Raw genomic sequence first — 23,451 nt, 5'->3', positions numbered from 1 at the left:
GGGAATACGGATCGGCGCCACGTCGGGCGCCGATTTTATTTTTCGACTGGGGTGTCCGGATGGTTGCCCCACTCGCCCCACGAGCCGGCGTAGCCCTTGACCCTCGGATAACCCAGCGCCTTGGCCACCAGATAGGTGAAGCCCGAACGATGATGAGTCTGGCAATGGGTAATGATTTCTTTCTCCGGGGTAATGCCCAGGTCTTTGAGGATCTGCGGCATGTCCTTGCGGATGCGCAGGTGGCGTGCCTGGTCCATGCCGGCCGTCCATTCGAAGTTCACGGCGCCGGGAATGTGACCTCCCTTTGCGGCGACGACTTTCTCGCCGGAATATTCAGTTGGCGCGCGAGCGTCCCAGATCGCCAGGTCATCGGCGCCGAGGCGGCTTTGCACGTATTCGCGGGTGGCCGTGGGCTCGTCGTGCAAGGTCAGCGAAACAGGGCCCCCCACTGCTTGTGGCACTTCTGACGACAGCGGCAAACCTTCGGCCTGCCAGGCGAGCAGGCCTCCGTCGATATAGTGATACTTTTTGTGTCCGATGACGTCGAGCAGCCAGATGAAGCGGCCGGCCCAACCGCCGCCTTCGTCGTCGTAGACCACGTACACAGCGTCGGGGTTGTGGCCCAGCTCGCCGAACAGCGCTTCGAGATGGGTGTGCGAGGGCAGCAGCCCCGGCGCAGGTGGCAGGCCCAGTTGCGTGCGTTTTGGATCGACGAATCGCGCGCCGGGAATGTGGCCCGCCTCGTAGCGGGCCGGGCTGGTCAGGTCGACCAGAATCAGCTCTGGCGCGCTGAGGCGTGCTTGCAGGTCTGCGGGCTCGATGACCAGCGGCAAGCTTGAAAAGGCAGACATCTAGCGTCTCCGGATCGCGAAAAGGTTGCGAATTGTAGCTCAGCCGTCAGCCATTGCGATGGCTAAAGGTGGTGAGGGCTTTCTCGATGCACTGACCGGTTTTTCCGAACGCCTGGACGGACACTTCGGAAAATGGTCCCCCGCCCTGATCAGCCACCACCATCATCACCACACGGCCATTGCTGGCCAATGAGCGAATCAGCAGGTTTTCCCCGCTGAACAGATTGCGCAGCTGCGGCGGCAGCAGCGCCGAGAACTGAGCGTTGTTGGCCGGTGTCAGGCGCAATTGCGTGGGTTGGGCGAGCAGGCGTTGCAGCACGGTGCTGTCTTTGTAGGGCACCAGCAACGCAGCGGCCGACTTGTCCACGCCCGCGATCTGATGCACGCGCAGGCTGTCGGTCTTGCGATCAGTCATCAGCAACACCACTCGCTGCATGCCCGCCGCCACCAGTGCATCCCGGGCGCAGGTGGTCAGGTGTATGGCGTTGATGAAAATGCCGGGCTCTTTCAACAGATCGGCGCAGTGCTTGCGCCACAGCTGCAAGGCGTCGGGCGAGGGGGGCGGGGCAGGCAGCAAGCCTTTATGTACTCGTCGTGCACTCCACGGCCAAAGCAAAGCCTGCGCCGGGTGCCAGATATCCGGACCGGAATGCTGGCGAGCGCTGGCCGCCGCATTCTGGTGAGCCTGCTGTTGCAGATCATCCAGTGACTGTTGCAGATACAAGCTGGTCAGCAGTTGCCAGCGCAGGCTATGCGGCGTGTCCCAGGCCTGGTGCGCCGACAGCGCGAGGCCGTTGGCCAGCAGAATTGTATTGGCGGGCTGGTTAAGCCAGCGCCGCAGCGCCAGATCGGCGTCGAGCTGCTGTTGCTGCTTGAGTGGGTCGTTGTTGCTGTGGGCGATGCGCAACACTTTCACCAGATTGCGTTGCTGGGAGGTCAGCAGTTCGTAGCCCTGGGTCACCCAGATCGGCAGGCGCCAGTGCTGCGCCAGCCCCTGACACAAATGCACCAGCCGCACGCCAAACAGTGCCTGCTCCACGGTCTTGGCAGACTCGCCCTTGTGGATAACCCGCAATTCCCATTCTTCCAGCAGTTTGGGGTGGGCCAGCGCCAGCGGCCAGAGGGGCGAGAGAAACAGCAGGCTGCCCAGATGGATGTCCTGCCACAGCCGGGCCAGTTGATTGGCGAACAGGCCGTAAGCCTGTTGCATGGCGTGCTGACTGATCAGCTGTATCTGACGTAGCGCCATGGGGATATCCCGTGCATCGACACTCGGCAACCGCGCCAGCAGCGCCTCGGTACGCGCCAGACCCAAGCGGTTGATGGCGACTTCAAGACTTTCCGCAGGCTGAGCCGTGGCGGGGCTGTTCAGGTTGGCTTCGCGCAAAACGTTGAGCACCAGCGCCGGGCTGTCCTGCATGAGATCGGCAATATCGCGCAGCGAGCGGCGGCTGTCGGTCAATGCCGCCTGCACGCGCTGATACGCCAACGCGGGCACCGGCAAGGCGATGCTGTCGAGCTGCTTTATCCAGGTATCGAGGGTGCGCGGAACAGGGAGCGAAGTAGCTTTATCTGGTTGCATTCACAACACCCGTACGGCTGGGAGGTTTTGATCAATGTCGGGTACTGGCATCATGCTGGCCCTCATGGACGCAACGTCCTGCGCCACGCATCGGTCAGCATTTTCCTGTGATCTGACTATAGTCTGGCGCATTCATGCCGATAAGCAGGACAAGAGTTTCAAGCGCTTCTCGCACAATGACCATGAACCCGACTCAGTAAGTATTCTCTACCTATGGCAAAAATTATCGGCATCATCGTCGTTTTCGCGAGCGTTCTCGGCGGATACGTACTGTCCCACGGTCAGATCGCTGCGTTGATCCAGCCTTTCGAGGTCATGATCATCGGCGGTGCGGCGCTGGGTGCATTCCTGCAAGCCAACCCGGGCTATATGACCATGCTGGTCATCAAGAAGTCCTTGAAGATGTTCAGCACCCGGTTCACCCACGGCTACTACCTCGAAGTGCTGGGCCTGGTCTACGAGATCCTCAACAAGAGTCGCCGCGAAGGCATGATGGCCATCGAAGGCGACATCGAAGAGCCCGAGAACAGCCCGATTTTCGCCAAATACCCTGGCGTGCTCAAAGACACCCGCATGATCGCTTTCATCTGCGATTACCTGCGCATCATGTCTTCCGGCAACATGGCCCCCCACGAGCTGGAAGGCTTGTTCGACATGGAACTGCTGAGCATGAAAGAAGAGCTCGAGCATCCGTCTCACGCAGTGACCGGTGTTGCCGACGCCATGCCGGGTTTCGGTATCGTTGCTGCGGTACTGGGTATCGTGGTGACCATGGCCTCCCTGGGTTCCGGCGACAAAGCCGCAATCGGCATGCACGTAGGCGCGGCGCTGGTGGGTACCTTCTTCGGTATTCTTGCGGCGTACGGTTTCTTCGGTCCGTTGGCCACTTCCCTGGCCCACGATGCCAAGGAAGAAATGAACGTCTATGAATCGATCAAGGCTTCGCTCGTAGCGTCAGCGTCCGGCGTGCCGCCTTCGCTGGCCGTGGAGTTCGGTCGCAAGGTTCTGTATCCGGCCCATCGCCCCAGCTTCAGCGAGCTGGAACAAGCTGTCCGCGGTCGTTGATCCATGGAAAATAATCAGCCGATTATCATAAAGCGCGTCAAGCGCTACGGCGGTGGGCATCACGGCGGCGCCTGGAAAATCGCCTTTGCCGACTTCGCGACGGCGATGATGGCGTTTTTCCTGGTGCTGTGGCTGATGTCGTCGGCCACTCCCGAGCAACTGCTTGCCATCGCCGGTTACTTCAAGGACCCGGTCGGTTTTTCCGACAGCGGCTCGCCCTACGTGATTGACCTGGGCGGTTCGCCGGAAATGTCCCCTAACCAGACGCTTAACCCGGAGGTGCAATCCACGCCGGCCCCGGATCGCGTGCCGGTCGATGCGGACCAGCAGGATGCCGCCGCCGAGCAGGTCGAGCAGGACCGTCTGGAGATGCTGATGCAAGAGCTGCAGACCAAGATCAACGAGAATCCGCAGCTGGCGAAGTTCAAGGATCAGATTCTGTTCGAGATTACCCAGGACGGCTTGCGTATCCAGATCACGGATGCCGAAAACCGCCCGATGTTCGACATCGGCAGTGCGAAGCTCAAACCGTATTTCGAAGACATCTTGCTGGCCATGGCCGACACCATTAAAGCGGTGCCGAACAAGGTCAGCATCAGCGGACACACCGACGCGACGCCTTTTGTCGGTAACAATGGCTTCGGTAACTGGGAGCTGTCGGCCGGTCGGGCAAACGCTGCTCGCCGGGCGCTGCTCGCCGGGGGGTACCCGGATCAGCAAGTGGCGCGCGTAGTGGGTTATGCGTCTTCAGCACTGTATGACAAGGAGCACCCGCAAAACCCGATCAACCGTCGCATCGACATTGTGGTGATGACCAAGAAAGCGCAGCAGCGGATCGAAGGTGCGCAGAATTCAGGTGAAGCACCGCAAACGCCGGAGGCCCCTGGAGCCGCTGCGCCGTCGACAGGACCTGGCGCTACAGCGCCGGACAATCAGCCGGGGGCTTCGACGTCCACACCTGCCGTTGATCCACAGGCTTATGCCCAGCCCCACGAGATTCGGCAGAAGCTGAACATCTTCGACCAGGGCCAGCTGAAGATCGACGAAACCAAGAACTGATACTGGGTTGCAGACACAAAAACGCCGCGATGATCGCGGCGTTTTTGTGTGCGCGTTTCAATTAACGGGAACGTAGTCAGTAGGACCGGCTTCAGTCGGGAAGGCCTGAATCGGATTGGCCACTACCGCTGAATCAATAACTGCTTTCCGGCAAGCTCGCGATGATCGAGCGATAGCTGTTCATGCGCTGCTGCTGCACGCGGCCGTCTGCCAGGCCCTGCAACAAGGCACAGCCGGGTTCGCGGTCATGCTTGCAGTCGCGGAAGCGGCAGCGACCGAGCAGGTCGTTGAACTCGATGAAGCCCGCTTCAACGTTTGCACGGCTGACGTGACCGAGGCCGAATTCACGAATACCCGGTGAGTCGATCAGGTCGCCGCCGCGCGGGAAATGGAACAGGCGCGCGGTGGTCGTGGTGTGCGTGCCTTGGCCCGAGTACTCCGACAAAGGCCCGACGCGCGTGCCGACTTCCGGCAACAGGCTGTTGACCAGCGAGGATTTGCCAACGCCCGACTGGCCGACGAACACACTGATGTGGCCATCCAGTTGGTCCTGTAACTGCTGCATGCCATCGCCGTGGTGGGCCGACACTTCCAGCACCGGATAACCCAGCGTGCGGTACACCGCCAGCAGCGCATTGAGCGCCGGGGCGTTCTGATCGTCGATCAAGTCAAACTTGTTCAACAGCAGCAACGGCCGAATACCGGCGTGCTCGGCAGCCACCAGATAACGATCGATCAGGTTGGCATGGGGTTCGGGCATCGGTGCGAAAACAATAACGATCAGGTCGACGTTGGCGGCGACCGGCTTGAGCTGGCCTCGGCTGTCCGGGCGGCTCAGTTCTGTATCGCGGGGCAGTTGCGCAACGATCACGCCGATGCCCTGATTGCCCGCGCGCCAGACGACTCGATCGCCGGTGACCAGCGCCGGCAGGTTGGCGCGCAAGTGGCAGCGGAAAACCTGACCCTGCAGCTCGCCGTCCTGCGCTTCGACTTCGACCTGTACGCCAAAATGCGCGATGACCAGACCCGTTTGTTCGGGACCGAGATCGCCGCCTTCCAGCGTTTCGAGAGCGGTTGATTCACGTTTGGCGGCCCGCGCTGCGCGTTCGCCCTGAATCTTTTCGATGCGCCAGTTCTGGCGGCGATTGAGTTGGCGTTTGGCCATGGGTGTTCAGTGTTCCGTTTGAAGACGCATAAAGGTGCTGATTTGATAAATCGCGAGCGAGTCTAGCACGCCCGGGTGGGCTAAACTGCGCGGCAACGCTGAGGAGCCGACATATGCAGAACAAACAGAATCTGATCTGGATCGACCTGGAAATGACCGGTCTGGACCCTGATAACGACGTCATCATCGAGATGGCAACGATCATCACCGACAGCGAACTCAATACCCTGGCCGAAGGCCCGGTCATCGCGGTTCATCAGAGCGATGAGCTGCTAAACGGCATGGACGAGTGGAACACCCGTCAGCACGGTGGCTCCGGTCTGACCCAGCGCGTGCGCGAAAGCAAGATTTCCAACGACGAAGCCGAGGCCATGACGCTTGAGTTCATCAAGCAGTGGGTGCCCGAGCGCAGTTCGCCCATCTGCGGCAACAGCATCTGCCAGGACCGTCGCTTCCTGTACAAGCGTATGCCCACGCTGGAAAACTACTTTCACTACCGCAACCTCGACGTCTCGACGCTCAAGGAGCTGGCCGCACGTTGGTCGCCTGATCTCAAGTTCAAGAAGGGCAGCACTCACCTGGCGCTGGACGATATCCGTGAGTCGATCGCCGAGCTGCGTTTCTATCGCGAGCACTTCATCAAGTCCTGATGACAGGGCGCCGGCGGCCGAGCGCGGTCGCCCGGAGAGGGCGCAAAGCTTAACGCTCTCTTTTGGTGCCCCGGTCGAGTGGTTAGACTGCGCCCCTTTCTCGCAGGGACTGCCGCCATGTTGTTGATGCTCTACCTGATCGCTATTACGGCCGAGGCCATGACCGGCGCGCTGTCCGCAGGCCGTCGCGGCATGGACTGGTTCGGTGTGGTGCTGATCGCGTGCATCACGGCGCTGGGCGGCGGTTCGGTTCGCGACGTGCTGCTGGGGCATTACCCGCTGACGTGGGTCAAACACCCGGAATATCTGATCCTGACCAGTGTCGCGGCGCTGGTGACGATTTTCATCGCACCGCTGATGCGCCATCTGCGCTCGCTGTTTCTGGTGCTCGACGCCTTGGGGTTGGTGGCATTTACCCTGATCGGCTGCATGACCGCGCTGGACATGGGCTTGAGCATGACCGTCGCCGCGGTGAGCGGGGTGATCACCGGCGTGTTTGGCGGGATCCTGCGGGATATTTTCTGCAACGACATCCCCCTGATCTTCCGCCGCGAACTGTATGCCAGCGTGTCGTTCGCCGCCGCATGGTGTTTTTTGCTGTGTCAGTACGCCGGCTTGCCGGTGGAGCAGGGCACGCTGATCACCCTGTTTGGCGGGCTGTTGCTGCGGTTGCTGGCGATCAGGTTTCGCTGGGAAATGCCGAAGTTTGTTTACAAGGATGGGCATTGAGCCAGCGCGTTATTACAGCAAGCGCCCTGCGGCCCTGGCTTCGTGCTGCCGCAACGCCCACTCCACATGCTCGCGCACCATCTCCGACGGATGCTCCCGCCGCACTTTCAGCGCTTCGATCACGGGGATTGTCGACGGCGCATTGCCCAGCCCCACGGCCAGATTTCTGAGCCACCGCTCATACCCGGCGCGCCGCAACGGTGAGCCTTCGGTGTTGCTCAGAAATGTCGTCTCATCCCACAAAAACAGCGTCGTCAATTCGGCGTTATCAAGGCCGTGGCGGGGTTTGAAGTCTGTCTGATCGGTTGGCCGGGCGAAGCGATTCCACGGGCAGACGATCTGGCAGTCATCGCAGCCAAACACCCGATTGCCGATTAACGCACGCAAGTCTTCGGGGATCGACGTCTTCAGCTCAATGGTCAGGTAGGAAATGCACTTGCGCGCATCCAACACGTAGGGCCCGACGAACGCATTGGTCGGGCAGACGTCCAGGCAGGCGGTGCAGCGCCCGCAATGCTCGGTGGCGTGTGGCGCGTCTACCGGGAGCGGCAGGTCGACGAACAGTTCGCTGAGGAAGAAATAACTCCCGGCCTTGCGATTGAGCACCAAGGTGTTCTTGCCGATCCAGCCCAGCCCCGCCTTTTCGGCAATGGCCTTCTCCAGCACCGGTGCGCTGTCGACGAACGCGCGAAACCCGAACGGCCCAATCGCCTGTTGAATGCGGTCCGCCAGTTGCTGCACGCGCTTGCGGATCAGCTTGTGGTAATCACGGCCCAGCGCGTAACGGGAAACGTAGGCTTTCTCGGGCTGCCCCAGCAGTTGGGCCATCTGCGTGTCGCCGGGCAGATAGTCCATGCGCAACGACACCACGCGCAGCGTTCCTGGCACCAGTTCGTCCGGATGCGAACGTTTGCTGCCATGCGCTGCCATATAGTCCATCTCGCCGTGGTACCCGGCGTCGAGCCATCGCTCCAAGTGCTGCTCGTGCTCAGCCAGGTCCAGCCCCGAGATCCCGACTTGCTGAAAGCCAAGCTCGCGCCCCCACTCCTTGATCGATTGGGCAAGGTCGGTAAGCCCGGCCGCCGAGAGGGGCGTTGAGGCTGTGGATGGATCTACAGTTATCGCGGACATGCAAGGAGGACACCGGGGCGCAGGTGCGTATAATTCTGCCAGACATCGGAGCCCAAAGACGCATGTTGCACAGCAAACCCCCATTTCCCGACGCACTGTACAGCGCCGCTCAGGTGCGCGACCTCGATGCGCGCCTGATTGCCGCCGGCACGCCAGGCTTCGAGCTTATGCAACGCGCCGCCCATGCCGCGTGGCGGGCAATACGCCGCCGCTGGCCCGAGGGCAAACAACTGACTGTAATGACAGGTCGCGGCAATAACGCTGGCGACGGCTATCTCATTGCTGCGCTGGCCCGGCGTGCCGGTTGGCAAGTTAACGTGCTGGCCGTGGGCGATTGCGACGCGCTGGCCGGCGATGCCCGTTCGGCCTATGAAGAAGCAGTTGCCGCCAACGTCGACATTCAGCCCTGGCAACAGCAAGCGCTGCGCGGGATTGTTGTCGATGCGCTGCTGGGCACCGGACTGACAGGTGACGTGCGGGCGCCTTACGCTGCTGCCATTGAAGCCGTCAACGACAGTGGATTGCCCGTCGTGGCCGTCGATCTTCCTTCAGGACTGTGCGCAGATACGGGGCGAACCCTCGGCTGTGCCGTTCACGCCGATCTGACCGTCACCTTCATCGGCCTCAAGGTCGGGCTGTTCACCGGCGATGCACCCGAGCTGGTGGGCGAACTGGTGTTCGATGACTTGCAGGCGGACGCCGCGATCATTCGGCAGACGCCACTGAGCGTCAGACGGCTGGATACTTTCAATCTGCCCACCCTGGCGCCTCGCTCACGCACTGCGCACAAGGGCATGTTCGGCCGCGTGCTGGTGGTGGGTGGCGATCGGGGCTTCGGTGGCGCTGCATTGCTCGCCACTGAAAGCACGCTGCGCAGCGGCGCCGGCATGGTCACGCTGGCAACGCGGCCGGAACATGTCAGCGCCGCGCTGACGCGATTCCCCGAAGTCATGAGCGCCGGCATCAGTTCGGCCAACCAGCTGCGCGCCTTGATCGAGCCCGCGTCGGTGCTGGTGGTCGGTCCGGGGCTCGGTCAGCACAGTTGGGGGAAAAGCCTGCTGTCTGCGGCCGCCAACGCGACGTTGCCGCAGGTCTGGGATGCTGACGCGCTTAACGAGTTAGCGACCGGCGCGGTGCAACTGCCCGAGGGCTGTGTGATCACCCCGCATCCTGGCGAAGCCGCGCGCCTGCTGGGCACCGACACCAAACAGATTCAGGCCGATCGTCCGGCTGCGGCCCGAGCGCTGGCTAAAAAATTTAACGCTGTATGCGTTCTAAAAGGCAGCGGCAGTCTGATCGCCAACCCGGCAGGTGAGCTCTCACTGGCCGATCACGGCCATCCGGCGATGGCAACCGGCGGGCTGGGCGATGTGCTGTCCGGTGTCATCGGCGCGCTGATGGCGCAAAAGATGAGCGCCTACGACGCTGCCTGTCTGGGCGTCTGGCTGCACGCACTCGCGGGTGAGCAATGTGGCGCCAGCGGGCGAGGGCTCGCTGCCGCTGATCTGATTCCTGTTATTCGCCAGCTTCTGGAGGAGCACCAACCGTGTCTGAGCTAACCCTGGAGCTCATGGGTGAAGAGGCCATGACCCACTTCGGCGCACGTATTGCCCAAGTGACTGAAAGCAATGGGATTATTTTTCTGGAGGGCGACCTGGGGGCGGGCAAGACCACGCTGTCCCGAGGGATCATTCGCGGCCTCGGCCATACTGGCGCGGTTAAAAGTCCGACGTTTACGCTGGTAGAACCTTACGAAATTGGGAGAAACCGCGCGTATCACTTTGATCTCTACCGACTTGTTGATCCAGAAGAGCTAGAATTCCTCGGCATCCGGGACTATTTCGAAGGCGATGCCCTTTGTCTCATCGAATGGCCCAATCTTGGTGCAGGCTTTTTGCCAAAGCCTGACCTGATCATTACCATAAGGCCGCTCGATCAAGGTCGAGCGCTGACGCTGAGCCCTAAAAGCTCCCGTGGTGAGCAGTGGTGTGCCGCTTTGGCGCCGTCGTTTAAATAGACATTCAATAGATATGGGGTTTGGTATGCGCATGCGCGCGCTGGTTACTGTGATTGGACTGCTGCTGGCGACACTGGCTGTCGACGCGTTGGCCGCTTCACAGGTACGAAGTGTCCGCTTATGGCGTGCTCCGGATAACACTCGACTGGTTTTCGACCTGTCTGGCCCCGTTCAGCACAGCGTCTTCACGCTGCAGTCCCCTGATCGTCTGGTCATCGACATCAATGGCGCCACCCTGGGTGGCGCGTTGAACGTGCCGACGGCCAATACGCCGATCACCAGCATGCGCTCGGCGCAGCGCACGCCTGACGACCTGCGCGTGGTCATCGACCTGAAAAAGGCGGTGACACCAAAGAGTTTCACCCTCGCGCCGAACCAGCAATACGGCAACCGTCTGGTCGTCGATCTGTACGACAACGCTGCCGATGCCAATCCGCCGCCATCGGTTGCTGATACCCCGGCCACCGCTGCTCCAGCGACGCCTGCGGTGCCGGTCAGCCCGTCCAAGCCTGAAATCAAACTCACCCCTGTGCCGAATGGCAAGCGTGACATCGTCGTCGTCATCGATGCGGGTCATGGCGGTGAAGACCCGGGCGCATCCGGCGGCCGCGGTGAGAAAGAAAAGAACGTCGTGCTCGCGATTGCCAAGGAGCTTCAGCGCCAGATCAACGGCGAAAAGGGCTACCGCGCAGAGTTGACCCGTACGGGCGACTACTTCATCCCGCTGCGTAAGCGCACGGAAATTGCCCGCGCCAAAGGGGCTGACCTGTTCGTGTCCATTCACGCCGACGCGGCGCCTTCTTCCGCGGCCTTCGGGGCTTCGGTGTTTGCCTTGTCCGAACGCGGCGCGACTTCTGAGACCGCACGCTGGCTGGCGGACAGTGAAAACCGTTCCGACTTGATCGGGGGCGCCGGGGCCGTGAGCCTCGATGACAAAGACCGCATGCTCGCCGGCGTACTGCTCGATCTGTCGATGACCGCGTCGCTGACCTCAAGCCTGAACGTTGGCCAAAAGGTTCTGACCAATATCGGCCGCGTGACCTCGCTGCACAAATCTCGCGTCGAGCAGGCCGGCTTCATGGTGCTGAAGTCGCCGGACATCCCGTCGATCCTGGTCGAGACCGGCTTTATCTCCAACGCGGCGGAAGCGAACAAGCTGGAAGGTGCAAGCCACCAGCAGGCGTTGGCGCGTTCCATTACCGCTGGCGTTAAGCAGTTCTTCCAGCAGAATCCGCCCCAAGGCACCTACATCGCCTGGCTGCGGGACAACGGCAAACTGGCCATGGGTGCGCGCGAGCATACGGTCCGTCCCGGCGAATCGCTGAGCATGATCGCGGCGCGCTACGACATGACCATGCCGATGCTTCGCACCGCCAATCATCTGAGTTCTGACGAATTAAAAGTCGGCCAGGAACTGAGAATTCCCAGCGCAGAACTGGCAGGTGAGCCGTGACTGACCTGTTGCTCGGTGACCAGGAACTGGATGTCAGCGTAAGCCCCGATTTACCTGCGGCAGAAGCCGCACGTATCCAGTTGCTCAGCCCACGGCTTGCCAACCAGATTGCGGCGGGCGAGGTCGTCGAGCGGCCGGCTTCGGTGATAAAGGAACTGCTGGAAAACAGCCTCGATTCCGGCGCGCGCCGTATCGATGTCGACGTTGAGCAGGCCGGCATCAAGCTGCTGCGTGTTCGCGATGACGGCGGCGGCATTTCTTCGGATGACTTGCCCCTGGCGCTGGCCCGGCATGCCACCAGCAAGATCCGCGACCTGGAAGACCTTGAGCGCGTCATGAGCCTTGGCTTCCGGGGCGAGGCGCTGGCGTCGATCAGTTCCGTGGCCCGTCTGACCCTGACGTCGCGCACACGCGGTGCCGATCAGGCCTGGCAGGTCGAGACCGAAGGCCGCGACATGGCTTCGCGCGTTCAGCCTGCTGCGCACCCTGTCGGCACCTCCGTGGAAGTGCGCGACTTGTTCTTCAACACCCCTGCGCGGCGCAAGTTTCTCAAGGCCGAGAAAACCGAGTTCGATCATCTCCAGGAAGTCATCAAGCGCATGGCGCTGGCGCGGTTCGACGTGGCCTTTCATTTGCGCCACAACGGCAAGACCGTCCTGAGCCTGCACGAAGCCCGGGATGACGTATCGCGTGCGCGACGGGTTTCGGCCATCTGCGGCCCCGGGTTTCTGGAACAGGCGCTGCCCATCGAGGTCGAGCGCAACGGGCTGAGGTTGTGGGGATGGGTTGGATTGCCGACGTTCTCACGCAGTCAGGCCGATCTGCAGTATTTCTTCGTCAACGGCCGTGCGGTGCGCGACAAACTGGTTGCCCACGCCGTGCGTCAGGCTTATCGCGACGTGCTGTTCAACGGCCGGCATCCGACCTTCGTCCTGTTTTTCGAAGTCGATCCAGCGGTCGTCGACGTCAACGTTCACCCGACCAAGCATGAAGTGCGGTTCCGCGACGGGCGCATGGTTCACGATTTCCTGTACGGCACGCTGCATCGCGCTTTGGGTGATGTACGACCTGAAGATCAGCTTGCTGGCACCACCTCGGTCACCGCGCTGGTGCGCCCAAGCGGGCCGGATGCTGGCGAATTCGGGCCCCAGGGCGAAATGCGCCTGGCCAATAACGTGCTCGAAACGCCGCAAGGTCAGGCCTGGAGTCTGTCGGCCGGATCCGCGCCGGGCTCTGGCAGCGGCGCGGGTTATCAGTATCAGTACACGCCGCGGCCATCGTCGGTGCTCCCGGCCGAAGAGGCGCGTGCCGCTTACAGCGAATTCTTTGCCCCGTTGCCCGGCGCGCAGGCCCCGGTGGGCGCAGGCAGTGTCTCGTTACCCGACTCTCAGGGCGATGTGCCGCCGCTGGGTTATGCCTTGGCTCAGCTCAAAGGCATTTATATCCTCGCGGAAAACGCCCACGGCTTGGTGCTGGTGGACATGCACGCGGCCCACGAGCGGATCATGTACGAACGTTTGAAGATCGCCATGGCCAGCGAAGGCCTGAGCGGTCAGCCGCTGCTGGTGCCGGAGTCCATCGCGGTTAGCCAGCGAGAGGCCGACTGCGCCGAGGAGCACATGGCGACCTTCCAGCAACTGGGCTTCGAATTACAGCGCCTGGGGCCAGAGACGCTCGCGATCCGGCAGATTCCCGCACTGCTCAAGCAGGCTGAGGCGAATCGACTGGTGCACGACGTGCTGGGCGATCTGATGGAGTACGGCACCAGCGACCGCGTTCAGGCGCACATGAATGAGCTGCTGGGCACCATGGCGTGCCACGGTGCGATTCGCGCCAATCGCCGGCTGGCCATCCCGGAAATGAACGGCCTGTTGCGTGACATGGAAAATACCGAGCGCAGCGGTCAATGCAACCATGGGCGGCCCACCTGGACCCAGCTGGGTCTGGATGATCTGGACAAACTATTCCTGCGCGGTCGCTGATGAGTGCGCTTCCTCCGGCCATCTTCCTGATGGGGCCGACCGCCGCCGGCAAAACCGATCTCGCTATCGAGCTGACCAAGGTGCTGCCGTGCGAACTGATCAGCGTGGACTCCGCGCTGGTCTATCGCGGCATGGACATCGGCACTGCCAAGCCATCAAAAGCGCTTCTGGACACGTATCCGCACTGGCTCATCGATATCCTCGACCCCGGCCAGAGCTACTCTGCGGCGGATTTTCGAACCGATGCCTTGCACGCCATGGCGGAAATTACCGCCCGGGGAAAAATTCCCCTGCTGGTGGGCGGCACGATGTTGTATTTCAAGGCTCTACTGGAAGGCCTGGCCGATATGCCTGCGGCTGACGCCGAGATTCGTGCGCAGATTGAGGCGCAAGCGGCCAGTCAGGGTTGGCAGGCGTTGCATGATGAGCTGGCGAGCATCGATCCGGTGTCGGCAGCGAGAATTCACCCCAACGATCCTCAGCGGCTGGTTCGCGCGCTGGAAGTTTTTCGGGTTAGCGGAATGAGCATGACCGCGCACCGTGAACAACAAAGTGCGCAAAGTGCTCAAGCGAGCGCTTCGGGGCTTCATCAATTGCCCTATACTGTCGCAAATCTCGCGATCGCACCGACGGATCGCAAGGTGCTCCACGACCGAATTGCTGTGCGTTTCAGGCAAATGCTTGATGAAGGATTCGTTGAAGAAGTCGTAGCGCTACGTTCGAGGGGTGATCTGCACTCGAATTTACCGTCTATAAGAGCTGTAGGGTATCGCCAGGTCTGGGATCATCTGGACGGCAAGCTGACTCGGGACGAGATGCAGGAGCGCGGCATCATTGCCACGCGCCAGCTGGCCAAGAGGCAGTTCACCTGGCTACGCAGCTGGCAGGATTTGCACTGGTTGGACAGCCTGGCTTGCGACAATCTGCCACGCGCCTTGAAATACCTGGGGTCGGTCTCCATATTGAGCTGAGTCCTTGCAATAGCCGTCTATCCTTGGGGGATAGCCTTCGGGAGGTAGCGGCCCAAGCCAACGTTTTCGAAATTTATTCTATTGATCCTTAAAGGAGTGCGGCACATGTCAAAAGGGCATTCGCTACAAGACCCTTACCTGAACACTTTGCGTAAAGAAAAGGTTGGGGTTTCGATCTATCTGGTAAACGGTATCAAGCTGCAAGGCACTATCGAATCCTTTGACCAGTTCGTTATTTTGCTGAAGAACACTGTCAGCCAAATGGTCTACAAACACGCCATCTCGACTGTCGTTCCCGTTCGCCCGATTCGTCTGCCTAGCGCTACCGAATCCGAGCAGGCTGACGCCGAGCCAGGTAACGCCTGATAGGAGTCTGCTTTGTTCTTTGAGCGCCACAGTGGTGGTGAGCGGGCGATCCTCGTTCACTTGGATGGTCAGGACCCTGAGGCGCGCGAAGATCCGCAGGAGTTCAGGGAACTGGCGCTGTCGGCCGGTGCCGATATTGTCTCGTTCGTCAACGTGCCAAGACATCGGCCTACGGCCAAATATCTGGTGGGCAGCGGCAAGGTCGAGGAATTACGCGACCTGGTCAAAACCGAAAAGTCAGATATTGTCATCTTCAATCATGTCCTTACACCCAGTCAGGAACGTAACCTCGAACGTGTTTTCGAGTGTCGCGTGCTTGACCGTACGGGCCTGATTCTCGACATCTTCGCCCAACGGGCGCGTACCCATGAAGGCAAGCTGCAGGTCGAACTGGCCCAGCTTGAGCACATGAGTACGCGGCTGGTCCGTGGCTGGACTCACCTTGAGCGTCAGGGCGGTGGTATCGGTCTGCGCGGCCCGGGTGAAACCCAGCTTGAAACGGACCGACGTCTGTTGCGTGTGCGCTTGCGTCAGATCAAGGGCCGGCTTGAAAAAGTCCGCAGTCAGCGTGATCAGGCTCGTCGTGGCCGGTCCCGCGCCGATATCCCTACGGTGTCGATCGTCGGCTACACCAACGCCGGCAAGTCAACGCTGTTCAATGCGGTGACCGACTCCGACGTCTACGCGGCGGACCAACTGTTCGCGACCCTCGACCCGACCCTGCGCCGCCTTGAAGTCAAAGACCTCGGGCCGATTGTGCTGGCCGATACGGTGGGTTTTATCCGCCATTTGCCGCACAAGCTGGTCGAGGCCTTTCGGGCTACGCTCGAAGAATCGAGCAACTCCGATCTGCTGCTGCATGTGATCGACGCTCACGAGCCCGATCGCCTTGAGCAGATCGAGCAGGTCATGGTGGTGCTGGGCGAGATTGGCGCCCGGGACTTGCCGATGCTTGAGGTCTATAACAAACTCGATCTGCTCGAAGGGGTGGAGCCGCAGATTCAACGCGATGCCGATGGCAAGCCGCAGCGGGTCTGGGTTTCTGCCCGAGACGGACGCGGTCTGGATTTGCTCAGGCAAGCCATCGCCGAAGTATTGGGCAATGATCTCTTTGTGGGGACGTTGCGCCTGACGCAGGAGTTCGCCCGGTTGCGTGCCCAGTTTTTCAACCTGGGTGCGGTGCAGAGCGAAGGACACGACGAAGAAGGCCAGAGTCTTCTGGCTGTTCGGTTACCCCGAGTTGAATTCAATCGCCTGGTGAGTCGCGAAGGACTGCAGCCGCTCGAATTCATCGAGCAACACACTTTGCAATAAAAGCCTGACAAAGCGGTTGTACCGCTTTGACGGGCATTCTGTAGCATTGGTCGGCGCGCCGCGGGCGCGTCTTTGCTTTATCAGATGGAGAGCGCTATGGCTTGGAATGAGCCGGGTGGCAACTCGAATAATCAGGATCCTTGGGGTGGTAAGCGCAAGGGCGGCGACCGCAAGGGGCCACCGGATCTCGACGAGGCCTTCCGTAAGCTGCAGGAAAGCCTGAATGGGTTGTTCGGTGGTGGCAAGAAACGCAGTGGCGATGGCGGCGGCAGCGGCGGTGGATCGAGCAAGGGCGGTGGCCTCGGCCTGCTCGGCATCGGTCTGGTCGTGCTGCTCGCCATTTGGCTGTACAACGCAATCTATGTGGTCGACGAGCAGGAGCAAGCCGTTGTGCTGCGCTTTGGCAAGTACTACGAAACCGTCGGGCCGGGTCTGAACATCTATTTCCCGCCGTTCGATCGCAAGTACCTCGAAAACGTCACGCGCGAACGTGCGTACAGCAAGCAGGGCCAGATGCTCACCGAAGACGAGAACATCGTCGAAGTGCCACTGACCGTGCAGTACAAAGTCACCAACCTGCAGGATTTCGTGCTGAACGTTGATCAGCCTGAAGTCAGCCTGCAGCACGCTACCGAAAGTGCCTTGCGTCATGTGGTCGGTTCAACCGCCATGGATCAGGTGCTGACTGAAGGTCGTGAGTTGATGGCCAGCGAAATCAAGGAGCGGCTGCAGCGCTTCCTCGATACCTATCGCACCGGCATCACCGTGACTCAGGTCAACGTGCAGAGCGCTGCGGCGCCACGCGAAGTCCAGGAAGCGTTCGATGACGTGATCCGCGCCCGTGAAGACGAGCAGCGCTCACGTAACCAGGCTGAAACCTACGCCAACGGTGTGATCCCGGAAGCCCGCGGTCAGGCTCAGCGTATCGTCGAAGACGCCAACGGTTATCGTGACGAAGTGGTCTCTCGGGCCAAGGGTGAGGCAGATCGCTTTACCAAGCTGGTGGCCGAGTACCGCAAGGCACCGGAAGTCACGCGTGAGCGTCTGTATCTGGACACCATGCAGGAAGTCTTCAGCAACACCAGCAAGGTACTCGTGACCGGCGACAAAGGTCAGAACAACCTGCTTTACCTGCCGTTGGACAAAATGATCGATAGCAGCCGTAACGGTTCCAATTTGTCTACCGCCGGCGGCGCTGCTGCTGCACCGGCAGACCCGGGCTCACGGGCAGCGGACATGCAACAGCAGCGTGACACGCGCACTAGGGAGACTCGCTGATGAGCAATAAATCTCTGGTTGCCCTGATTGTCTGCGTCGTGTTGGCCGTAGTCGCCTGGAACAGCTTCTACATCGTCGCTCAGACCGAGCGCGCGGTGCTGCTGCAGTTCGGTCGCGTGGTTCAGGCGGATGTTTCGCCAGGCCTGCACGTGAAGATTCCTTACGTGAATCAGGTGCGCAAGTTCGATGGTCGCTTGATGACCCTTGATGCGCCGACTCAGCGTTTCCTGACGCTGGAAAAGAAAGCCGTAATGGTTGATGCCTACGCCAAGTGGCGTGTGAAGGACGCTGAGCGTTTCTACACCGCGACATCCGGCCTGAAGCAGATCGCCGATGAGCGTCTTTCCCGTCGTCTCGAGTCCGGTTTGCGTGACCAGTTCGGCAAGCGCACCCTGCACGAGGTGGTTTCGGGTGAGCGTGACGCGTTGATGGCTGACATCACTGCGTCGCTCAACACCATGGCCGGCAAAGAGCTGGGCATCGAAGTTGTCGATGTTCGGGTCAAGGCTATCGATCTGCCGAAGGAAGTGAACCGCAGCGTGTTCGAGCGCATGAGCACCGAGCGTGAGCGTGAAGCCCGCGAGCATCGCGCCAAGGGTAACGAACTGGCTGAAGGCATCCGTGCCGACGCCGATCGTCAGCGCCGCGTTCTGTTGGCCGAAGCGTATCGCGAGTCTGAAGAGGCACGCGGTGATGGTGATGCTCAAGCGTCCGCGATCTACTCCAAGGCCTACGGTCAGGATCAGGAGTTCTACGCGTTCTACCGTAGCCTGCGCGCCTACCGTGAAAGCTTCGCCAACAAAAGCGACGTGATGGTGCTGGACCCAGGCAGCGAGTTTTTCCGCTACCTGCAAAAATCCAAGCCGTAATCGCATCAGCACCTGATCACTCCGCCGGGCGGCAAAACTGCCCGTCGGGGTGATCACGCGACAAAACGTGTGTATGATGCGGCAGCCGGGAAATTCCCGGCTTTTTTGCGTCTGCACGATTGATTGGCCGTGGCGTGTTCCGTGCGCGGCAGTTTTTTCGAGGACAGTGTTCACGCAATTGCGGCGCATCGGGCAGGGGATGTTTCCTGCCCTGCGTCTGCAGAATGCTGTCTGCTTCACTCAAGGCTTGCCCAAGGGCCGGCCGCCCGGATCATAGGGGAAAGGCGTAATGGCAACGGTTGACCGCTGGCTGCTGCCGGATGGCATCGAAGAAGTACTGCCGCCGGAAGCTGCGCGTATTGAAGTCGCGCGTCGTCAGGTGCTGGATCTGTTTCAGAGCTGGGGCTACGAGTTTGTCGTCACCCCGCACATCGAATACCTCGAATCACTGCTCACCGGTGCGGGCCAGGATCTGGATCTGCGCACCTTCAAGGTGGTCGACCCGCAATCGGGTCGGCAGATGGGTTTCCGCGCGGACATTACGCCGCAGGTCGCTCGCATCGACGCCCATACCTTGCGTCGCGAAGGCCCGAGCCGTCTCTGCTACGCAGGCAGCGTGCTGCATGCCCAGCCGCGTGCGTTGTCTTCCTCGCGCAGCCCGATCCAGCTGGGCGCCGAGCTGTACGGCGATGCGAGCCCGAGCAGCGACGTCGAAGTCATCAGCCTCATGCTGGCGATGCTGCAACTGGCCGACGTGCCGGACGTCCATATGGACTTGGGCCACGTCGGGATTTACCGCGGTCTTGCACGCGCTGCCGGGTTGTCCGGCGAAGTCGAGCAACAGCTGTTTGATGCACTTCAGCGCAAGGCCATCGACGAGGTCATTGCGTTGACCGAAGGTCTGCCTGCGGATCTGGCCAGCATGCTGCGCGCGCTGGTTGATCTGTGTGGTGACCGTAGCGTGTTGGCACAGGCCCGCGACCGTCTGGCGAATGCCCCGGCGCCGGTCATCGAAGCGCTGGATGATCTGCAGGAAATCGCCGAACGTCTGTCGGCCCGTTTTCCTGAGCTACCGTTGTATTTTGACCTCGGCGAATTGCGCGGCTACCACTACCACACCGGTGTGGTGTTTGCGGTGTTCGTCCCGGGTGTTGGCCAGTCGATCGCCCAGGGCGGTCGGTACGATGACATTGGTGCCGACTTCGGTCGTGCGCGCCCGGCAACGGGTTTTTCCACCGATTTGAAAACCCTGGTCACACGCGGTCAGGCGCAGATCGAGTTACCGTCTGGCGGTATCTGGATGCCGGACAGCACTGATGCGGTGCTGTGGCAGGAGGTCTGTCAGCTGCGCGCTGAAGGTCAGCGTGTGGTTCAGGCCTTGCCAGGCCAACCGGTTTCAGCGGCGCGAGACGCCGACTGCGATCGGCAATTGATTCAGCAGGGCGAGCGTTGGCAGGTAATGCCGCTGGCCTCTTGAGTTTCCCCGCCGGCCGCTGCCGGTACCAAGTTTGCGCGAATGAGGACAAGTGTTATGGGTAAGAATGTCGTAGTCCTGGGCACCCAATGGGGTGATGAGGGCAAAGGCAAGATCGTTGATCTGCTGACCGAACATGCAACCGCGGTAGTGCGCTATCAAGGCGGCCACAACGCTGGCCACACGCTGGTGATCGACGGCGAGAAAACCGTCCTGCACCTGATTCCGTCCGGCGTCCTGCGCGAAGGCGTGCAGTGCCTGATCGGCAACGGTGTGGTTGTTGCGCCTGATGCACTCATGCGCGAGATCACCAAGCTGGAAGAGAAAGGCATTCCGGTGCGCGAGCGTCTGCGCATCAGCCCTTCCTGCCCTCTGATCCTGTCCTATCACGTGGCCCTTGATCAGGCGCGTGAAAAAGCCCGTGGCGAGCACAAGATCGGTACAACCGGTCGCGGCATCGGCCCGGCCTACGAAGACAAGGTTGCGCGTCGTGGCCTGCGCATCGGTGATCTGTTCCACCGCGAGCGCTTCGCCGCCAAGCTGGGCGAGCTGCTGGATTACCACAACTTCGTTCTGGTGAATTACTACAAAGAGCCGGCCATCGACTTCCAGAAGACACTCGACGAGTGCATGGAATACGCCGAGCTGCTCAAGCCGATGATGCTCGACGTGACCGCCACGCTGCACGAAATGCGTCGCGCCGGCAAAGACATCATGTTCGAAGGTGCCCAGGGTTCGTTGCTGGACATCGACCACGGTACCTACCCGTACGTCACCAGCTCGAACACCACTGCCGGCGGCATCGCTACCGGTTCGGGCATGGGGCCGATGTACCTGGATTACATCCTGGGCATCACCAAGGCCTACACCACTCGCGTGGGTTCGGGTCCGTTCCCGACTGAGCTGTTCGACGACGTCGGCGCGTTTCTGGCCAAGCGTGGTCACGAGTTCGGTGCAACCACCGGCCGTGCCCGCCGCTGTGGCTGGTTCGACGCCGTTATCCTGCGTCGCGCTATCGACGTCAACAGCATCTCGGGCATCTGCCTGACCAAGCTGGACGTGCTTGACGGTCTCGAGACCATCAACATCTGCGTGGGCTACAAAAACGAGAACGGTGCAGTGATCGACGCCCCAACCGACGCTGACAGCTACATCGGCCTGGAGCCCGTGTACGAAGAAGTGCCGGGCTGGTCCGAGTCGACCCTGGGTGCCAAGACCCTGGAAGAGCTGCCTGCCAACGCTCGCGCATACATCAAGCGCCTCGAAGAGCTGGTCGGTGCACCGATCGACATTATTTCGACGGGCCCTGACCGCAACGAGACGATCGTTCTGCGTCACCCGTTCGATTGATAAGTCGTTGAAACACAAACAAAGGGTCGCTTCGGCGGCCCTTTGTTTTGCCCGTTGGCTTGCACCTCCAATCAGACCCGCCACTGCGGCACGACCCTTGCTGTGATTCCACGTATTACGCGATGCCATCATTTTAATGGCGTGTGTTGTGGGGGATTTCCTGTGTCGGCTGTTACTTCTCTTCTGCGCAGTCGCTTGCTGCGGCCTGTATTCATTGCTCTTGGTATTGCACTTGTGGTGCAGGTGCTGGTTGCCGTCGCCCTTACTCGGAGCACGGTTACCGCGCTCGAAGCTGAACTGGCGGCGCGGCTGAGTGTAGATTCGCAACACTTGACCGGCGAGTTGGAACAGGCAAGCCGCGACGTAACGTCCAGTCTGGACACTCTTTCGCAAAATACACGTCAGCGCCTGAGCGCCGGCCTGTCGACGCGTCTGAAAGATGAACAGAAGCAACTGCGTGCGACGCTGGAGAAAGACCTGCGGGATTCAGCGACGGACATGGCCGAGCTGCTGGCTGCTGTGGCGCCACGGGCGATGTGGGATGGCGATACGCCGACGCTGTCGGAGTTCGCGCGCCGTGCGCAACGCAATCCGAATGTGCTTTTTGTGGTCTACGACGATGCTCAAGGGGAGCACCTGACGCGTTATCTGAACCGCGAGAACGAATCGATCAAGGCCCTGCTGGCGAAAGGCGAGGGCGAGCGTGCCATGGACAAGGTCCTGAATGCGGCGCAGAAGGATCCTTCGGTTTATTACGTCGAGGCGTCGATCAGCCCCAACGGTGTGGAAATCGGCAAAGTACGCATGGGCGTATCGACCACGTCGGTGGAAGAGAATCTGGCGGCGCTGGACAAGCGCTTCGTTGCGTTGATCGGCAGCGGTGATCAACTGGTCTCGGAAAGCCTGGGTGGCGCTGCGGCCGAGAGCTCTGCCGCGTTGCGCTCGCGTCTGCAAACGGCGCAATCGTCGGCCACCGCGATGGCAACCAATACCAGCTCCGCCGTACAGGAGGCTGCGTCCACGTTGCGCTGGAGAATCGGCGTCGGGCTGTCTCTGGTGGGGCTCGGTGTGCTTGTGGTGTTGGCCATCGTGCTGGGGCGCCGCGTCGTGTTGCGCTTGCAGCTGCTCAATCGTGCGCTGGATGATCTGGCCGCAGGCGAAGGCGATCTGACCAAGCGCGTCAAACTCAACAGCAACGATGAGATAGGCGATATGGCTGCGGCGGTGAACCGCTTTGTCGACAAATTGCAGCCGATCGTTCGAGAGGCGGGCGATGTGGCGCAACAGACGGGGGTTGAGATCGGCGCCATGAGCAAACGCAATGCGGGCGCCGGCGCTGCCGCCGAGTTGCAGCGTGATGAAGTGGCTGCCAGCCTTCAAGCGCTGGCGCAGATGGCTGACGAGGCGCAGGCCGAGAGCCAGGCGATGCAGGCAGCATTGCGGCAGGTGGTGGATATTCGCCAGGCGACCAATGAAAACACACGCACCTCCAATCAGGTGGGCAGCCTGATCGAGGCGCTGGCCGGGCAGGTGGAGACCGGTTCCCAGGTCATCGAGCGGCTGGCGCAGCAAAGCCAGCAGATTGAAGTGGTGCTTGAGGTGATCCATGGCATCGCCGAGCAAACCAACCTGCTGGCCCTCAACGCGGCCATTGAAGCAGCGCGCGCGGGCGAGACCGGTCGAGGTTTCGCCGTTGTCGCCGATGAAGTGCGCGCGTTGGCGAGCAAGACGCAAAGCTCAACGGGCGATATTCAGGAACACATCGCCAAGCTGCAATCCGGGGCGCGCGAGGCGGTGGCAACGATTGGTCTGGCCGGGCGTCAGGCCAAAGAAGGCTTGGCGGTATTGAAGGACAGCGCGCGGCTGCAGCAGTCGGTGCAGGTGTCTGTCGAGCAGGTTCATGCGGCGATTGGTCTGGCGACTCGCGCGGCAGAGCATCAGGCTCAGGGCGCGCAAGCGGTGCGGGGGCGTGTAGAAGTCATTCACGCTCAAGCCGAGAAGGCTGCGCAGGCCGTGGTGGAAACGACCGCCAGCGGCAGGACGCTGGACAGGCTTGCTGCTCAGCTCAAGGCGAGTCTTGGGCAGTTCCGCGCGTAGTCGCCTGCACGGATGGGGTATTGCAGCCCCCCGGAAAACACAAAACCG

Annotated in this window: 20 protein-coding genes; 16 read left to right on the top strand and 4 right to left on the bottom strand. The window is 61.1% G+C overall.

Translation table 11 applies throughout. From position 1 onward, the window contains the following. Positions 1 to 35 precede the first annotated feature (35 nt). Positions 36 to 851, bottom strand: coding sequence for a rhodanese-like domain-containing protein (locus QWI20_RS01650; RefSeq protein WP_369303863.1), 816 nt, complete (start codon positions 849 to 851; stop codon positions 36 to 38). Between the two features lie 46 nt (positions 852 to 897). Next, a complete protein-coding gene (locus tag QWI20_RS01645) occupies positions 898 to 2,433 on the bottom strand; it encodes an HDOD domain-containing protein (protein ID WP_369303862.1) in 1,536 nt (511 codons plus the stop codon). A 213-nt stretch (positions 2,434 to 2,646) separates the two neighbouring features. On the opposite strand from QWI20_RS01645, the gene motA reads away from it, so the two are divergent. Together motA and motB are read left to right on the top strand one after the other, a co-directional pair. After that, positions 2,647 to 3,498, top strand: coding sequence for a flagellar motor stator protein MotA (motA, locus tag QWI20_RS01640; protein ID WP_037015764.1), 852 nt, complete (start codon positions 2,647 to 2,649; stop codon positions 3,496 to 3,498). Between the two features lie 3 nt (positions 3,499 to 3,501). Continuing rightward, a complete protein-coding gene (gene motB, locus QWI20_RS01635) occupies positions 3,502 to 4,557 on the top strand; it encodes a flagellar motor protein MotB (protein WP_369303861.1) in 1,056 nt (351 codons plus the stop codon). A gap of 133 nt (positions 4,558 to 4,690) precedes the next feature. On the opposite strand, the gene rsgA is transcribed toward motB, so the two are convergent. After that, on the bottom strand, positions 4,691 to 5,722 hold the full coding sequence (gene rsgA, locus QWI20_RS01630) for a small ribosomal subunit biogenesis GTPase RsgA (RefSeq protein ID WP_369303860.1): 1,032 nt from the start codon (positions 5,720 to 5,722) through the stop codon (positions 4,691 to 4,693). A gap of 113 nt (positions 5,723 to 5,835) precedes the next feature. Between rsgA and orn the strand changes: the two genes are divergently transcribed. Beyond that, positions 5,836 to 6,372 carry an oligoribonuclease gene (gene orn / locus QWI20_RS01625; RefSeq protein ID WP_065987811.1) on the top strand — a complete coding sequence of 179 codons (537 nt, stop codon included), beginning with the start codon at positions 5,836 to 5,838 and terminating at the stop codon, positions 6,370 to 6,372. A gap of 117 nt (positions 6,373 to 6,489) precedes the next feature. After that, positions 6,490 to 7,101, top strand: a complete 612-nt coding sequence (locus QWI20_RS01620) for a trimeric intracellular cation channel family protein (protein WP_122533826.1) — start codon at positions 6,490 to 6,492, stop codon at positions 7,099 to 7,101. A gap of 12 nt (positions 7,102 to 7,113) precedes the next feature. On the opposite strand, the gene queG is transcribed toward QWI20_RS01620, so the two are convergent. Then, complete coding sequence (gene queG, locus QWI20_RS01615; protein ID WP_369303859.1) at positions 7,114 to 8,232, bottom strand: tRNA epoxyqueuosine(34) reductase QueG; 1,119 nt, start codon at positions 8,230 to 8,232, stop codon at positions 7,114 to 7,116. A 62-nt stretch (positions 8,233 to 8,294) separates the two neighbouring features. On the opposite strand from queG, the gene QWI20_RS01610 reads away from it, so the two are divergent. From QWI20_RS01610 to QWI20_RS01555, 12 genes are all read left to right on the top strand, one after another. Then, positions 8,295 to 9,791 (top strand): NAD(P)H-hydrate dehydratase, encoded by a 1,497-nt coding sequence (locus QWI20_RS01610; RefSeq protein ID WP_369303858.1) that lies wholly within the window; start codon positions 8,295 to 8,297, stop codon positions 9,789 to 9,791. Further along, positions 9,779 to 10,249, top strand: a complete 471-nt coding sequence (gene tsaE, locus QWI20_RS01605) for a tRNA (adenosine(37)-N6)-threonylcarbamoyltransferase complex ATPase subunit type 1 TsaE (protein WP_192171096.1) — start codon at positions 9,779 to 9,781, stop codon at positions 10,247 to 10,249. The genes QWI20_RS01610 and tsaE overlap by 13 nt, the downstream gene beginning before the upstream one ends. A 13-nt stretch (positions 10,250 to 10,262) precedes the next feature. Continuing rightward, the gene (locus tag QWI20_RS01600) at positions 10,263 to 11,702 is read left to right on the top strand and encodes an N-acetylmuramoyl-L-alanine amidase (RefSeq protein WP_369303857.1); all 1,440 of its coding nucleotides are present in this window, start codon (positions 10,263 to 10,265) and stop codon (positions 11,700 to 11,702) included. Positions 11,703 to 11,728: 26 nt separating this feature from the next. Continuing rightward, the gene (gene mutL / locus QWI20_RS01595; protein ID WP_369303999.1) at positions 11,729 to 13,684 is read left to right on the top strand and encodes a DNA mismatch repair endonuclease MutL; all 1,956 of its coding nucleotides are present in this window, start codon (positions 11,729 to 11,731) and stop codon (positions 13,682 to 13,684) included. Further along, positions 13,684 to 14,655, top strand: a complete 972-nt coding sequence (gene miaA, locus QWI20_RS01590; RefSeq protein ID WP_369303856.1) for a tRNA (adenosine(37)-N6)-dimethylallyltransferase MiaA — start codon at positions 13,684 to 13,686, stop codon at positions 14,653 to 14,655. The genes mutL and miaA overlap by 1 nt, the downstream gene beginning before the upstream one ends. A 105-nt stretch (positions 14,656 to 14,760) precedes the next feature. After that, positions 14,761 to 15,021 carry an RNA chaperone Hfq gene (gene hfq, locus QWI20_RS01585; RefSeq protein WP_019691505.1) on the top strand — a complete coding sequence of 87 codons (261 nt, stop codon included), beginning with the start codon at positions 14,761 to 14,763 and terminating at the stop codon, positions 15,019 to 15,021. Between the two features lie 12 nt (positions 15,022 to 15,033). Beyond that, complete coding sequence (gene hflX / locus QWI20_RS01580; RefSeq protein WP_369303855.1) at positions 15,034 to 16,335, top strand: ribosome rescue GTPase HflX; 1,302 nt, start codon at positions 15,034 to 15,036, stop codon at positions 16,333 to 16,335. A gap of 96 nt (positions 16,336 to 16,431) precedes the next feature. Beyond that, a complete protein-coding gene (gene hflK, locus QWI20_RS01575; RefSeq protein ID WP_369303854.1) occupies positions 16,432 to 17,613 on the top strand; it encodes an FtsH protease activity modulator HflK in 1,182 nt (393 codons plus the stop codon). Then, a complete protein-coding gene (gene hflC, locus QWI20_RS01570; RefSeq protein WP_122533818.1) occupies positions 17,613 to 18,482 on the top strand; it encodes a protease modulator HflC in 870 nt (289 codons plus the stop codon). Before hflK ends, hflC begins: the two co-directional genes overlap by 1 nt. Before the next feature lie 289 nt (positions 18,483 to 18,771). Then, a complete protein-coding gene (locus QWI20_RS01565; RefSeq protein ID WP_369303853.1) occupies positions 18,772 to 19,959 on the top strand; it encodes an ATP phosphoribosyltransferase regulatory subunit in 1,188 nt (395 codons plus the stop codon). A gap of 54 nt (positions 19,960 to 20,013) precedes the next feature. After that, positions 20,014 to 21,306, top strand: a complete 1,293-nt coding sequence (locus QWI20_RS01560; RefSeq protein WP_122533816.1) for an adenylosuccinate synthase — start codon at positions 20,014 to 20,016, stop codon at positions 21,304 to 21,306. Positions 21,307 to 21,468: 162 nt separating this feature from the next. Then, positions 21,469 to 23,403: a methyl-accepting chemotaxis protein gene (locus QWI20_RS01555; protein ID WP_369303851.1), complete on the top strand. Its 1,935-nt coding sequence runs from the start codon at positions 21,469 to 21,471 to the stop codon at positions 23,401 to 23,403. Positions 23,404 to 23,451: the final 48 nt, after the last annotated feature.

The sequence above is a fragment of the Pseudomonas sp. W2-17 genome, assembly GCF_041060445.1.
Lineage (GTDB): Bacteria > Pseudomonadota > Gammaproteobacteria > Pseudomonadales > Pseudomonadaceae > Aquipseudomonas.
This window is presented reverse-complemented; position numbering and strand designations above follow the sequence as displayed.